Source organism: Klebsiella sp. K4, assembly GCF_014596785.2.
Classification (GTDB): domain Bacteria; phylum Pseudomonadota; class Gammaproteobacteria; order Enterobacterales; family Enterobacteriaceae; genus Klebsiella; species Klebsiella pneumoniae.
In genome coordinates this window covers 3,999,515-4,012,142 of the sequence record NZ_CP115021.1, presented here as the reverse complement: position 1 = coordinate 4,012,142, position 12,628 = coordinate 3,999,515, and the positions used below count along the sequence as shown (strand labels likewise).

Sequence of the window (12,628 nt, the reverse complement as noted above, 5' to 3'; positions counted from 1 at the left end):
ATTAAAAACCCAACAACACGCTATGCTGATTCGCGGTTAATATTCAACTGGAAAATATAAGGTGGCTTATTAATCAAGGAAAAACTATGGCACACACAATAAAAGCGCTGGCGATCTCGATCGGCGCAGCATTAGCGTTAACGTCATTGCCTTCCCACGCGGAGATTACGCTGCTGAAACAAGATCCGCAGGCGGGCGATCCGTTAAGCCGGCTTAACTTTACCGTCGGCGGCAGTATCCGGCCGCAGTTCAACATGATGACCGGCGATGGCGACAAAGGCTCCTATAAGCGTAACGGTTTTGACGGCGGCACCCGCTTCCGCTTCGCGGCGGATTACTACCTGTTCGATGATATTAGCTGGATCAGCTACTATGAGCTGGGTGTGAACATTCCGGCGCTGTTTGACTGGGATAACCACTACGCGGAAGGCGCGAACAATACCACCCGCCGCATGCTGTATACCGGCCTGAAAAGCGATACCTGGGGTACGTTAACCTACGGGCAGCAGAACAGCATTTACTATGATGTGGTGGGGGTGAAAACCGATATCTGGGACTACGATATGATCGGTCAGGCCCCGGGGAACGGTATTAATGGCGATTACGATGGCTCCTATCGTTCACGTAATATGCTGAAATATAAGAAAACTGTAGGTGATGTCGATCTTTACGGCTCTTATCTGTTCGAAGACAGCGAATACCTGCCGGGTAACGGCCTGCGCTACAAGCGTAAAGGCGGTGGTTCTGTTGGCGCGGACTACCACATCATGAAGGATCTGACCTGGGGTACCGCGTGGAACTACACCCGCGCGGAAATGCGCGACCCGTCAAGCGCCGACAGCAAAACCTATGACCAGAATATCGTCGGTACCGCGCTGAGCTGGACCCCGGATAACTGGACCTTCTCCTTCGGCGGCGGCTGGTATCAGAACTTCCTCACCACCAAGAAAACCGATGTGCATAATTACTTTGCCGGTGACGCCTGGGGGATTGAATATTTTGCGGGCTATAAATTCCCGATCAATCAATACGCTGTTAAATCTATTCAGCCGTACTTTATGGGCGACCGTCTGGAATATGTGAACGGCCGCAACTATCAGCGTATCGATAACGGTCTGGGGATTAGCTTCCAGCTGGATTACGGTTTCCGCGTTGACTACGAACACGTGTTTACCTCCAGCACCGACAACCTTGGCGATATGAACCTGGTCCGTCTGCGCTACGACTTCTAAGCGGTCACAACTCCCCGGTCGCGCGCGCTTACCGTGGCTACAAATCGCGCCGACCGGTAGCCCGGCTAAGGCGTTTACGCCGCAAGCCGGGACAATAGAGCATGCGATTACTTCGCCAGCCAGGCTGCGACCTCCTGCCAGCTGCCGCGAAAGAGAATTTTCCCGGCTTTTTTCCCCAACTGATAGCGATACATCGGGTCGTAGTATTCTTCCAGCAGCGGTACCAGCCAGGCAAAGTGCGCCTCGGTGCTGGCGGTGCGCTGCTGCTGCACCAGCGCCTCATCGAGCCGTTCGGTGAGCTGAGCAAAACGCTGCAGCCCCAGGCGACGGCGGATGGCAAACAGGCCGTGATGCAGATACTCGCCGTATGCCTGCCAGCCTTTCTTTTCGCCATACGCGGCGATAAAGTCGCGATTCATGCGATCGAAATACTCTTCGCGCAGCCGTTCGAGGCGAACGTCAAACGGATCTTCCACCACCGCCAGCGGCGACTGCGCCATGCGGAGGCGCAGGCTCTCCGGTAGATGATTGGCGCCGATCATATGGCCTTCATCTTCCAGCACCCAGCGGGTCTGCTGTTCGGCTTTTTTAAGCAGGCTGACCGCCAGGTGGTTTTCAAAGGTGGCCTGCGGATGCTGATCCTGCAGGGTTCGACCGAATGAAGAACCGCGGTGATGAGCAAGCCCTTCCAGGTCGATACCGTCCGGGCGCGAGCAGACCAGCTGAGTTTTACCGTTGCCGGTGCAGCCGCCAATCAGCACGATCGGGCGCTGCACCAGTTCGTCGGTGGCCTGGATCGCCGCCTGGCGTAGCGCTTTATAGCCGCCGACGATCAGGGGGTAATCCACGCCAGCTTCTTTCAGCCACTGCTGGACGATATGCGAGCGCTGGCCGCCGCGGGCGCAGCACAGGTAACCGTGTGGGTAACGGGCGCACGCTTCCAGCCACGCCTGAGTACGGCTGGCGCGCAGGTCACCCTGGACCAGTTTATGGCCGAGCGCCAGCGCCGCTTCCGGCCCCTGACGCTTGTAGCAGGTGCCGACCGCGGCGCGTTCTTCATCATTCATCAGCGGCAGGTTGATCGCCGCCGGCATCGCGCTTTGGCTAAACTCCACCGGGGCGCGTACGTCAATCAGTGGCGTATCGCTGGCGAGAATGGCGCGATAATCCGTCCCATTGGTCATGGGGTATCCTCTGAAGTCAAAACAGAAATGAGCTTTACAGCAAGGGGGGGATTGTACGCGCCTCAAGGTGTGCCGGGGAAGGGGATAGATCAAATCCCCGGCACGAAGGGCTTAGCTGAGCTGCGATTGCGCCCAGAACAGGCCGCTGGTGTACTCCGGCGGCAGCAGCGGCTTGATCGCTTCCAGCGTCGCGCTCAGGCGATCGGTATCGCTGTCGGTGAGGTTCAGGTGGCCGACTTTACGACCCGGGCGCACCTCTTTGTCATACCAGTGCAGGTGCACCAGCGGCAGCTTCAGCCAGTCGTAGTTAAGATCGGTGCCGATCAGGTTGATCATCACCGACGGGCTGTTGACCACCGGCGGCGGCAGCGGCAGGCCGGTAATCGCCCGCAGATGCAGCTCGAACTGGCTGATAGACGCCCCGTTCTGCGTCCAGTGGCCGCTGTTGTGCACCCGCGGAGCCAGCTCGTTAATCAGCAGCCCCTCGGCGGTAACGAAGCACTCCATCGCCATCACGCCGACATAGTTCAGCTCGTTCATGATCGCCGTCAGCATGCTTTCCGCCTGTTCCTGCTGGCGAGCGTTGGCCTGCGGGAAGGCGACGCTGGCGCGCAGAATACCGTCCTGATGCAGGTTACGGGTCAGCGGGTAGAAGACGGTGCTACCGTCATGAGCGCGGGCGCCCACCAGCGATACCTCGCCGGAGAAGTTAATCCCCTGCTCGACGATGCACTCGCCGTAGTTATCGGCCGGTAGCTGATCGATCTCGTTTTCCCGCAGACGCCACTGGCCGCGGCCGTCGTAACCGCCAACGCGACGCTTAACGATCGCCAGTTCGCCAAGGCGAGCAAACACCGCCGGCCACTCGCTTTTATCCGCCAGCAGCTGCCACGGGGCGGTGGCGAGGCCAAGCTTGTCAAACAGCTGCTTTTGCGTCAGGCGGTCGGCGATAATCGGGAAGACATCGCGGTTGACGAACGCCGGGTGGCGGGCCAGCTCGCGGGTGAGGGCGGTTTCCGGCCAGCGTTCAATTTCTGCCGTGATGACGCTCTGCTGGAACGGCACCGCTTCCGGGTCGGCTTCCAGCCCCACCGGCCAGACGGCGATGCCCAGCGGCTCGCCGGCCTGGCGCAGCATACGGCCTAACTGGCCGTTACCGAGCACGCATACCTGTTTCATGCCGCACCCCGCGGATCCGGATTATCCAGCACTTCATCGGTTTGCGCCTGACGCCAGGCGCTCAGGCGCTGGTGCAGTTCAGCATCGTGCTGGGCAAGGATCTGCGCGGCGAGCAGGCCGGCGTTCGCAGCGCCAGCTTTGCCGATGGCCAGGGTACCGACCGGAATGCCGCGCGGCATCTGCACAATGGAGTAGAGGCTGTCGACACCGCTTAAGGCTGCGCTCTGAACCGGTACGCCGAGCACCGGCACCAGGGTTTTCGCCGCAATCATGCCCGGCAGATGCGCCGCGCCGCCTGCTCCGGCAATAATCACCTGATAACCGTGGCTTTCGGCGCTTTCAGCAAAGCTGAACAGCTTATCGGGCGTGCGGTGGGCGGAGACCACTTCGACATGGTACGGAACGTTCAGGGCATCAAGGATTTCTGCGGTAAATTGCATGGTAGCCCAGTCGCTTTTGGACCCCATCACGATGGCGATACGCGCCGAATTATTGCGGGAAGACATGCGTCTTAAAACTCCTGTGGGTGTGTTTCACACTGCTTTAGAGGCCACAGAGAATAGCATGAACTGCCAGCAAGGAAAACGGTTGCGTGCGCATGGTTAGCCGTCTTTTGTCTCGCCTGGAGGTGATGGCGTGGGTGCCTGATTGACCTTTATCTCCCTCATGATACAGGTGATAAGCAGCACTCCCCCCCACGGGAGCATCAGGGTGCCCATAAGCAGTAAATAGATTTGTACCAGCCGGCTATCGTGAGGGCGGGTGCAGAGCAAATAAATGGCATAAAAATAGATAGCCCACGCCAGCATCGCACACCAGACAAACGTCAGCGTGTTGCCGATAACGACGCCGATTAAGGCGATATAACTTACCCCTAACGGGTTGAGGATCGCGATGATCATTCCCCACATCAGCGGCTGACTCCACTTTTTCCTGCTCATGCTCGTTCCTTGAGAGTGACGTTGTGGAAGACTAGCATGCAGGGCGGGGGGAAGCGCGCACCTTCGCCCGGGCAAAAGGCGCTTTCGGAATTGTGCTCGCGCAGGAATTAGAACGGAAAGTGGATTAGTTCGACGTCGTCCGGCGTCACCTTGACCATCGAACCTTCGCTGTGCCAGGCGCCAAGTACCACACGCCATGCGGGTTGGCCGTTGGCCTGCAGTTCATGGACCGCCGGGCGATGGGTATGGCCGTGGATCAGCCACTGCACGTGATGCCGCTCCATTGCGTCAACTACCGCCTGTGGATTTACATCCATAATTTCCATTGATTTACTGCTGTTGGCGGCTTTGCTGTCGGCGCGCATGCGGGTGGCGATGCGACGGCGGATAAACAGCGGCAGGGCCAGGAACAGACGCTGGATCCACGGGGTGTGGACTTTGGCGCGAAACGCCAGATAGCCTTGGTCATCGGTGCACAGTGTGTCGCCATGCATGATCAAGACTTCACGGCCATAGAGGTCCAGTCGCTCTTCTTCGGCGAGCAGGAGCATCCCGCTCTGGCGGGCAAAGCGCTGGCCGACGAGAAAATCGCGGTTGCCATGGATGAAGTAGCACGGCACGCCGGCGTCGACGACGGCTTTGATTGCCGAGGCAATTTGTTGGTGCAGCGGGTTAGGATCGTCATCGCCGATCCATGCCTCAAACAGATCGCCAAGGATATACAGAGCGTCTGCCTGGCGGGCTTCGCCCTGTAAAAAACGCAGAAAACCGGCGGTGATCGCCGGTTCTTCTGTTTGCAGGTGCAAATCTGCAATAAAAAGTGTCGCCACGAATTACTCGCTGACGGTGACGCTTTTGATGATCACATCATCTTTCGGCACATCCTGGTGCATGCCGCTGCGGCCGGTGGCAACCGCTTTGATTTTGTCCACCACGTCCATGCCTTCAACCACTTCCGCGAAGACGCAGTAGCCCCAACCCTGCAGGCTTTCGCCGGAGAAGTTCAGGAAGTCGTTGTCAACCACGTTGATGAAGAACTGCGCGGTGGCAGAGTGCGGCGCCTGAGTACGGGCCATCGCCAGCGTGCCGCGGGTGTTTTTCAGACCGTTGTTCGCTTCGTTCTGAATCGGAGATTTGGTCGCTTTTTGTTTCATGCCAGGTTCAAAACCGCCGCCCTGAATCATGAAGCCGTTGATAACACGGTGGAAAATGGTGTTGTCGTAGAAACCTTCGCGGCAGTAGTCCAGGAAGTTTTTAACTGTTTCCGGCGCTTTGTCGTCAAACGTTTTGATTACGATATCGCCATGATTGGTGTGGAAAGTAACCATTTTTGCATCCTGTTCCGATGAGTGTGGTGCCAGCACCCGGTGTCGGGTGAGATATAGGGGGGTGTTATAGCATAACCGCGGGGGTCGATGCACCTTGCAATGTGTGCTGCGTCCGGTCTGAATTATGGGTATTATAGAGACTTCATTACCCACACACGTCTACACGGAATCTTCGATGTTAAAAATTTTTAATACACTGACGCGCCAGAAAGAGGAATTTAAACCTATCCATGCCGGGGAAGTCGGCATGTACGTGTGTGGTATTACCGTTTACGATCTCTGTCATATCGGCCATGGACGTACCTTCGTCTCCTTTGACGTCGTGGCGCGCTATCTGCGTTTTCTCGGCTATAAGCTGAAGTACGTGCGCAATATCACCGATATCGACGACAAAATCATTAAGCGCGCTAATGAAAACGGCGAAAGCTTTGTCGCGCTGGTCGATCGCATGATTGCCGAAATGCACAAAGATTTTGACGCGCTGAATATTCTGCGTCCCGACAGCGAGCCGCGCGCAACGCACCATATTGCGGAGATCATTGAGATCACCGAGCAGCTGATCGCCAAAGGCCATGCTTACGTGGCAGATAACGGTGACGTGATGTTCGACGTGCCGACGGACCCGAACTACGGTTTGCTGTCGCGTCAGGATCTCGATCAACTGCAGGCGGGGGCGCGCGTCGACGTGGTTGACGTCAAGCGTAACCCGATGGACTTCGTCCTGTGGAAAATGTCGAAAGAGGGCGAGCCGAGCTGGCCGTCGCCGTGGGGCGCGGGCCGTCCGGGCTGGCATATCGAGTGCTCGGCGATGAACTGCAAGCAGCTTGGCAACCACTTCGATATTCACGGCGGCGGTTCGGATCTGATGTTCCCGCACCATGAAAACGAAATCGCCCAGTCCACCTGCGCCCACGACGGCGAATACGTCAACTACTGGATGCACTCCGGCATGGTGATGGTTGACCGCGAGAAGATGTCGAAATCGCTGGGTAATTTCTTTACCGTCCGCGACGTGCTGAAGTATTACGATGCGGAGACGATTCGCTACTTCCTGATGTCCGGCCACTATCGCAGCCAGCTGAACTACAGCGAAGAGAACCTCAAGCAGGCGCGTTCGGCGCTGGAGCGTCTGTACACCGCGCTGCGCGGGACGGACAAATCCGTCGACGCGGCGGGGGGCGAAGCCTTCGAAGCACGCTTTATCGAGGCGATGGACGACGACTTCAACACCCCGGAAGCCTATTCGGTGCTGTTCGATATGGCGCGTGAAGTAAACCGCCTGAAAACCGAGGACGCGGCCGCGGCGAACGCCATGGCGGCCCACCTGCGTAAGCTTGCTGCGGTGCTGGGTCTACTGGAGCAGGAGCCGGAGGCGTTCCTGCAGAGCGGCGCGCAGGTTGACGACGCGGAAGTGGCGGAGATCGAATCGCTCATCCAGCAGCGTCTGGACGCGCGCAAAGCGAAAGACTGGGCGGCGGCGGATGCGGCGCGCGACCGTCTCAACGAGATGGGCATTGTGCTGGAAGATGGCCCGCAGGGCACCACCTGGCGCCGGAAGTAAGCCATAAAAAAACGCCCGCAAAAGCGGGCGTTTTTCTTTTCGTTGTCAGGCCGTGACGGTCACGCTCTGGCCTTCAAAGCTCACCGTCTGACCAGCGACGATTTTGCAGCGTTTGCGGGTTTCCACCGCGCCGTCGACTTTTACCAGCCCGTCGGCGATGGCGATCTTCGCCTGGGCGCCGCTTTCGCTCCAGCCTTCCAGCTTCAGCAGATCGCACAGCTCAACGTGCGGGTGTTTACCTAAGGAAAATGTCGCCATCTCAGGCCTCCTCAACGTCGTGATACTCTTCGCACGCCTGCAGCGTGTTCTGGATCAGGGTGGCGACGGTCATCGGGCCAACGCCGCCGGGAACCGGGGTGATGTAGGACGCGCGTTCGGCGGCATCTTCATACACCACGTCGCCGACCACTTTGCCGCTTTCCAGACGGTTGATGCCGACATCGACCACAATCGCCCCTTCTTTAATCCACTCGCCAGGAATAAAGCCCGGTTTGCCCACCGCGACGATCAGCAGGTCGGCGTTTTCGACATGATGGCGCAGGTTTTTTGTAAAGCGGTGGGTGACGGTGGTGGTGCAGCCGGCCAGCAGCAGCTCCATGCTCATCGGGCGACCGACGATATTGGAGGCGCCAATGACCACCGCATTGAGGCCGTAGGTGTCGATATTGTAGCGTTCCAGCAAGGTCACGATACCGCGCGGAGTGCACGGACGCAGGCGCGGCGCGCGCTGGCACAGGCGGCCAACGTTGTAAGGATGGAAGCCGTCGACGTCTTTATCCGGCGCGATGCGCTCGAGAACTTTGACGTTATCGATCCCTGCCGGCAGGGGCAGCTGAACCAGAATACCGTCGATGGTCTTATCGGCATTCAGAGTGTCGATAAGCTCCAGCAGCTCGGCTTCGCTGGTGGTTTCCGGGAGATCGTAAGAGCGGGAGACGAAGCCCACTTCTTCACATGCTTTGCGCTTGCTGCCGACATAAATCTGCGAGGCCGGGTTGCTGCCGACCAGCACGACGGCCAGCCCAGGGGCGCGTTTTCCGGCCGCAACGCGAGCCTTCACTTTTTCCGCAACCTCAGAGCGTACCTGCTGCGCAATCGTTTTACCGTCAATAATTTTTGCTGCCATCAGAGAGAGGATTCCATCTGTATCTTTACGAAAGGGGGATAAGGATATTTTGTCAGAAGCGGGCCTCGCTGTCAGTCCTCGTTTGCTGTTTTATCTTGTCTGAGGCTAATTTAGCCTGTTATGGCCATAGTAATTGCATGGTTATAGGTGCGTTGCGCCTGGCCACTGAGTCGATTTACGCGCGCACGAGCCCCAGCGGTATGCTTCTTGTACAGTTGGTGGGGGATATTTCGCCAGCGTCGTATAAGCCCGCAGTTTCCTGGCAAAATGGATTGACTCAACCGACGTGGACCGTATAATTCCACGCGTTTCACTCCGCGAAGCACTCGCTTCTCAGGGCGCCCTTAGCTCAGCTGGATAGAGCAACGGCCTTCTAAGCCGTAGGTCACAGGTTCGAATCCTGTAGGGCGTGCCATTTAATAATCAATCACTTATCAACTTCCTCCAGTCGCTGATTTTTCCTTGTGGGACATATTTGGGACATCTTCTGCAAAAATTTGCAAAAATTGAGTCAATTTGACGTGCGTGCTCAGTTAAATGGTTAGGTGCCAGGTGAGCATATCGACGGACCATTTCGATGATTCTAATGTCTTGTAGTATCTGTCGGACGATGGCCAGTCAGAGTACAGCATTACTGCTCTGTAATATCGAACAGAATGGTTAATGCTGGTTATAGCTGAGTGCAGAATAAGCGCTCTGCAGGAATGTGAAAATATGTTGCCGGTAACAGGCTAATAGTCATTATAGCTTTAGGTTCTGTCTGACTGGGTTAAATATCGCATTTTAAGCTGGCGTGAAGTACAGTTGTTATAGATCAATATTGAACACTATTTGAAAGCATACCCTCGATGTTCATCCACTGCCTGGAAAGATCCGAATGAACATCAAATTCGTCGCCATCTCCGTATTCGCTGTTGTGTGCGTCTTTGCATCAGATATTTCCATCGCCAAATCGAATTCCTTAAGCGATGATCAGGTCAGTCAAAGGATTATTGATGACTCTGTCGCATCCTACCCCGGTACTTGTGCCTGTCCCTTCAATACCGCCCGGAACGGCAGCTCGTGCGGTGGCCGCAGTGCCTGGAGCAAAGCTGGTGGGTACTCACCTATTTGCTACAAGAAAGAGGTAACAAAGGAGATGGTTAAGGCGTGGCGACAAGAGAATCAATGATAACGATCAATATCTGAACCAGGTGATTACTTACACTGGAATAGTAGTTTAAATAATATTAAATGATTATTTCGAATACTGCAGCCCATTTGCAGTAAGCACTGTTCTGGTAGAGGCGGCAGAGGCCACGGCGTATATCTTTTTACCTTGTGATATTTGAACCCAGCAAATCTATTTCCACTGCCTGATAGACTTAGTGTCACCGTATCCTGTTACTAAGAGCACGGGGCTACCTACTCATAAGACACTTCCTCTTCTTACGAGGAAACCGGTTCAGCGTGTTGTGTGTGGAGACAGTACCCATCAACTCAAACTGATAACAAAAAGTTTAATTTTTTTCCCCGCCGCGCTGACTATAGTTAGGGCACTTTCACTTGCCCAATAAGGTCACGATTATGAAATTAGTTATCGCCTCCGTAATTTCTCTGCTCAGCTTCAGCGCGCTGGCGGCGCCAGAGGGGACGCTCAGCGTACACATTCTTAATCAGCAAACCGGGCTCCCTTCACCAGGGGTGCAGATTGAGCTGGATAAACAGCAGGGGGAGAGCTGGCAGCATATCGCCACCGGTAAAACGGATGCCGATGGGCGGATTAAGTCGCTCTATCCGCAGGCGGAGAATATGGAGCCGGGGGTGTATAAAGTGACGTTTAAAACTGGTGACTATTTTAAAAGCCAAAATATGAATACGTTCTTCCCGGTGATTCCGGTTATTTTCAATGTCACAAAGCAAAATCAAAAACTGCATATCCCGCTGCTGCTCAGTCAGTACGGATACTCTACCTACCGCGGCAGCTGATGACCCAAGCCGCTATCCAGCCAACGCCTGCGCGGCTTCCGCAGGCGTCACGCTTTCCTCGCACCACGATGTCCACGCCTAACGCTCGGTCTCTTTCTCTTTAAAGTGTTTAACGGCTTCGTCGTACATCGCCAGCAGGCCGGAAATTTCGCCTTCATATTGCGGCACGCGCTGGGCGCGAACGAGCTCAATCAGCAGCGCATAGGCTGCTTCTTCCGGGGCCGCATGTGGATTGATCAGTCCAGACATATCACCTCCTTAACAGTGGGCCTTTAGCCTACCCCTCGGCGGGGAAACGCAACAGCCTGATATGCAACCAGTACTTCTTATATGGCTCTTGTGAAACCTCAGAGGCGAAGACCACGGCGGAAATCAATTGAAGGAGGGGTTATCCAGACCACTGGCGTGGCGGTTAGCGGTGCATCTACACCGGCAGGAGGCTCATCATCAGCCAGGCGATGGCGATGCAGATAAGGGTCATCGACAGCACAAAATTCATGGTAGCTCCTCTTCATCCTTTCTTTACTCAACGTAAATTTTGACAGCGATGATCGCCTTTATCCTTGGCGATTTGTGCCGCTATCCGGCGGTGGGCTGGGGAAAGACGGCCTGTTTCCCCGTGAAGGCCAGCAAAATATCCTCTTTGTCAGGGTTATAGTGATGACATCAATGAATAAGCTGCATCACATTGGTTATGTTGGTCTTTCCGCCTGAAGAATGACTTCGGGTCGCTGATAAGCTTGCTGGGGGACTAACAGGATGAGCACTACACCGTTAACGCTTTCTTTTGCCGGACAACAACCGCCCATCGCCCTGCCGCAGGTGCCGGGAACGCGGGGGCCGGTGGGAGTCGATATGCGCGGGCTAAATCAGTCCGGATTCTGCAGCTATGACCCCGGCTTCGCCAACACCGCCGGATGCCAGTCGGCGATCTCGTGGATCGATACGGAAAACAGCGTGCTATTGCACCGCGGCTATCCGGTGGATCAGCTGGCTCGCCAGTGCGATTTTCTCGAAGTGGCCTACATCATGCTGAACGGTGACGCGCCGGATGAGGCCAGCTATCAAACCTTTCGCGAGACCATCACCCGCCATACTCTGGTCCATGAGCAGATAGCCCGCATGTGCAGCGGCTTTCGTCGCGACTCGCACCCGATGGCGCTGATGTGCGCACTGGTGGGGGCGCTGGCCGCGTTTTATCATGACGTCCTGGACGTGGAAAATCCGCAGCACCGGGCGCTGGCCGCCACCCGGCTGCTGTCGAAAATGCCCACTATCGCCGCCATGAGCTACAAGTACACCATTGAGCAACCCGCGGCGTATCCGCGCAACGATCTCTCCTATGCCGGTAATTTCCTGCAGATGCTGTTTGCTATCCCGGCGGAAAAATACGTTCTCAATCCGGTTATCGAGCAGGCGATGAACCAGATCCTGGTGCTGCATGCCGATCACGGGCAGTGCGCCTCGACCACTACGGTGCGCGCGGCGGGCTCCTCCGGGGCGAACTTATTCGCCTGCGTCGCCGCCGGGCTGGCGTCGCTGTGGGGGCCGATGCATGGCGGAGCAAATGAATCGAGCATGCGAATGCTGGAGGAGATTGAAAGCGTCGATCAGGTTCCGGCGTTTCTGCGCCAGGCGAAGCGCGATCCGCAGGCATTTCGCCGGCTGGGTTTTGGCAACTCGCGCTACCGTCACCGTGACCCGCGCGCCGATATCCTGCGTGAAACCAGCCATCGGGTGCTGGCGGAGGTAGGCATGTCCGACCGCCTGCTGCAGGTGGCGATGGCCCTTGAGGACGTGGCGCTGACCGACCCCTATTTTGTGGACAATGGCCTGTCGCCAAGCGTGGATTTCTATACCGCGGTGATCCTTAAAGCGATGAATCTGCCTTCGTCAATGTTTGCGCTGGTCACCGCGGTCGGTCGGACGGTCGGTTGGGTGGCGCACTGGAACGAGATGCACCAGGCGCCGCTGACCATCTACCGGCCACGGCAGATTTACGTTGGCGAGGGCTATCGGGATTACGTCTCCCGACGCGGCGAGCGGTCTGCTGAGCTAAGGTAATGCCTTACAGGCAGGAGGCGCGCGGCGTCTTCCTGCCCAGGCGGG

The 12,628-nt window shown here is 56.6% G+C and carries 15 protein-coding genes, 1 tRNA gene and 1 pseudogene; 7 read left to right on the top strand and 10 right to left on the bottom strand.

Annotation, left to right across the window (positions count from 1 at the left end; genetic code table 11):
• Nucleotides 1-86 precede the first annotated feature (86 nt).
• Nucleotides 87-1,232, top strand: coding sequence for a porin (locus IB144_RS19905; protein ID WP_004142997.1), 1,146 nt, complete (start codon nt 87-89; stop codon nt 1,230-1,232).
• A gap of 107 nt (nt 1,233-1,339) precedes the next feature.
• Here IB144_RS19905 and mnmH read toward each other — a convergent pair whose 3' ends face one another.
• From mnmH to ppiB, 6 genes are all read right to left on the bottom strand, one after another.
• Nucleotides 1,340-2,416, bottom strand: a complete 1,077-nt coding sequence (mnmH, locus tag IB144_RS19900) for a tRNA 2-selenouridine(34) synthase MnmH (RefSeq protein WP_049186056.1) — start codon at nt 2,414-2,416, stop codon at nt 1,340-1,342.
• Between the two features lie 111 nt (nt 2,417-2,527).
• Nucleotides 2,528-3,595: a 5-(carboxyamino)imidazole ribonucleotide synthase gene (gene purK / locus IB144_RS19895; protein ID WP_004143002.1), complete on the bottom strand. Its 1,068-nt coding sequence runs from the start codon at nt 3,593-3,595 to the stop codon at nt 2,528-2,530.
• Nucleotides 3,592-4,101 (bottom strand): 5-(carboxyamino)imidazole ribonucleotide mutase, encoded by a 510-nt coding sequence (purE, locus tag IB144_RS19890; protein WP_004151322.1) that lies wholly within the window; start codon nt 4,099-4,101, stop codon nt 3,592-3,594. Before purE ends, purK begins: the two co-directional genes overlap by 4 nt.
• A gap of 96 nt (nt 4,102-4,197) precedes the next feature.
• The gene (locus tag IB144_RS19885; protein ID WP_023158865.1) at nt 4,198-4,536 is read right to left on the bottom strand and encodes a hypothetical protein; all 339 of its coding nucleotides are present in this window, start codon (nt 4,534-4,536) and stop codon (nt 4,198-4,200) included.
• A 107-nt stretch (nt 4,537-4,643) separates the two neighbouring features.
• Entirely contained in the window at nt 4,644-5,366 is a 723-nt protein-coding gene (gene lpxH / locus IB144_RS19880; protein ID WP_049186055.1) for a UDP-2,3-diacylglucosamine diphosphatase, read from the bottom strand.
• Between the two features lie 3 nt (nt 5,367-5,369).
• Nucleotides 5,370-5,864 carry a peptidylprolyl isomerase B gene (gene ppiB / locus IB144_RS19875; RefSeq protein WP_004151319.1) on the bottom strand — a complete coding sequence of 165 codons (495 nt, stop codon included), beginning with the start codon at nt 5,862-5,864 and terminating at the stop codon, nt 5,370-5,372.
• A gap of 175 nt (nt 5,865-6,039) precedes the next feature.
• Here ppiB and cysS point away from each other — a divergent pair, with 175 nt between their 5' ends.
• Nucleotides 6,040-7,425, top strand: coding sequence for a cysteine--tRNA ligase (cysS, locus tag IB144_RS19870; protein WP_004143010.1), 1,386 nt, complete (start codon nt 6,040-6,042; stop codon nt 7,423-7,425).
• Nucleotides 7,426-7,470: 45 nt separating this feature from the next.
• Here the strand turns inward: cysS and ybcJ are convergent, their stop codons facing one another.
• Both ybcJ and folD read right to left on the bottom strand, forming a co-directional pair.
• Nucleotides 7,471-7,683: a ribosome-associated protein YbcJ gene (ybcJ, locus tag IB144_RS19865; RefSeq protein WP_004143016.1), complete on the bottom strand. Its 213-nt coding sequence runs from the start codon at nt 7,681-7,683 to the stop codon at nt 7,471-7,473.
• Nucleotide 7,684: 1 nt separating this feature from the next.
• Complete coding sequence (folD, locus tag IB144_RS19860; protein WP_004143017.1) at nt 7,685-8,551, bottom strand: bifunctional methylenetetrahydrofolate dehydrogenase/methenyltetrahydrofolate cyclohydrolase FolD; 867 nt, start codon at nt 8,549-8,551, stop codon at nt 7,685-7,687.
• A 338-nt stretch (nt 8,552-8,889) separates the two neighbouring features.
• Between folD and IB144_RS19855 the strand changes: the two genes are divergently transcribed.
• A tRNA-Arg gene (locus IB144_RS19855) sits at nt 8,890-8,966 on the top strand.
• Between the two features lie 19 nt (nt 8,967-8,985).
• Here IB144_RS19855 and IB144_RS19850 read toward each other — a convergent pair.
• Nucleotides 8,986-9,151 (bottom strand): annotated as a pseudogene (locus IB144_RS19850) (hypothetical protein); the annotation flags it as partial.
• A 277-nt stretch (nt 9,152-9,428) separates the two neighbouring features.
• On the opposite strand from IB144_RS19850, the gene IB144_RS19845 reads away from it, so the two are divergent.
• Nucleotides 9,429-9,722: a hypothetical protein gene (locus IB144_RS19845; RefSeq protein WP_002892360.1), complete on the top strand. Its 294-nt coding sequence runs from the start codon at nt 9,429-9,431 to the stop codon at nt 9,720-9,722.
• A gap of 395 nt (nt 9,723-10,117) precedes the next feature.
• Nucleotides 10,118-10,519 carry a hydroxyisourate hydrolase gene (uraH, locus tag IB144_RS19840; protein ID WP_002892366.1) on the top strand — a complete coding sequence of 134 codons (402 nt, stop codon included), beginning with the start codon at nt 10,118-10,120 and terminating at the stop codon, nt 10,517-10,519.
• Nucleotides 10,520-10,597: 78 nt separating this feature from the next.
• Here uraH and IB144_RS19835 read toward each other — a convergent pair whose 3' ends face one another.
• Entirely contained in the window at nt 10,598-10,768 is a 171-nt protein-coding gene (locus IB144_RS19835; protein WP_002892370.1) for a hypothetical protein, read from the bottom strand.
• Nucleotides 10,769-11,092: 324 nt separating this feature from the next.
• Between IB144_RS19835 and IB144_RS19830 the strand changes: the two genes are divergently transcribed.
• Both IB144_RS19830 and IB144_RS19825 read left to right on the top strand, forming a co-directional pair.
• Nucleotides 11,093-11,233: a hypothetical protein gene (locus IB144_RS19830; RefSeq protein WP_004142684.1), complete on the top strand. Its 141-nt coding sequence runs from the start codon at nt 11,093-11,095 to the stop codon at nt 11,231-11,233.
• Between the two features lie 45 nt (nt 11,234-11,278).
• On the top strand, nt 11,279-12,583 hold the full coding sequence (locus tag IB144_RS19825) for a citrate synthase (RefSeq protein WP_065888882.1): 1,305 nt from the start codon (nt 11,279-11,281) through the stop codon (nt 12,581-12,583).
• Nucleotides 12,584-12,628: the final 45 nt, after the last annotated feature.

What these genes read in the sequence shown, in the direction of transcription:
- IB144_RS19905 (WP_004142997.1), top strand. Translation starts at nt 87, where the DNA reads ATGGCACACACAATAAAAGCGCTGGCGATCTCGATCGGCGCAGCATTA.
- mnmH (WP_049186056.1), bottom strand. Translation starts at nt 2,416, where the DNA reads ATGACCAATGGGACGGATTATCGCGCCATTCTCGCCAGCGATACGCCA.
- purK (WP_004143002.1), bottom strand. Translation starts at nt 3,595, where the DNA reads ATGAAACAGGTATGCGTGCTCGGTAACGGCCAGTTAGGCCGTATGCTG.
- purE (WP_004151322.1), bottom strand. Translation starts at nt 4,101, where the DNA reads ATGTCTTCCCGCAATAATTCGGCGCGTATCGCCATCGTGATGGGGTCC.
- IB144_RS19885 (WP_023158865.1), bottom strand. Translation starts at nt 4,536, where the DNA reads ATGAGCAGGAAAAAGTGGAGTCAGCCGCTGATGTGGGGAATGATCATC.
- ppiB (WP_004151319.1), bottom strand. Translation starts at nt 5,864, where the DNA reads ATGGTTACTTTCCACACCAATCATGGCGATATCGTAATCAAAACGTTT.
- cysS (WP_004143010.1), top strand. Translation starts at nt 6,040, where the DNA reads ATGTTAAAAATTTTTAATACACTGACGCGCCAGAAAGAGGAATTTAAA.
- ybcJ (WP_004143016.1), bottom strand. Translation starts at nt 7,683, where the DNA reads ATGGCGACATTTTCCTTAGGTAAACACCCGCACGTTGAGCTGTGCGAT.
- folD (WP_004143017.1), bottom strand. Translation starts at nt 8,551, where the DNA reads ATGGCAGCAAAAATTATTGACGGTAAAACGATTGCGCAGCAGGTACGC.
- IB144_RS19845 (WP_002892360.1), top strand. Translation starts at nt 9,429, where the DNA reads ATGAACATCAAATTCGTCGCCATCTCCGTATTCGCTGTTGTGTGCGTC.
- uraH (WP_002892366.1), top strand. Translation starts at nt 10,118, where the DNA reads ATGAAATTAGTTATCGCCTCCGTAATTTCTCTGCTCAGCTTCAGCGCG.
- IB144_RS19835 (WP_002892370.1), bottom strand. Translation starts at nt 10,768, where the DNA reads ATGTCTGGACTGATCAATCCACATGCGGCCCCGGAAGAAGCAGCCTAT.
- IB144_RS19825 (WP_065888882.1), top strand. Translation starts at nt 11,279, where the DNA reads ATGAGCACTACACCGTTAACGCTTTCTTTTGCCGGACAACAACCGCCC.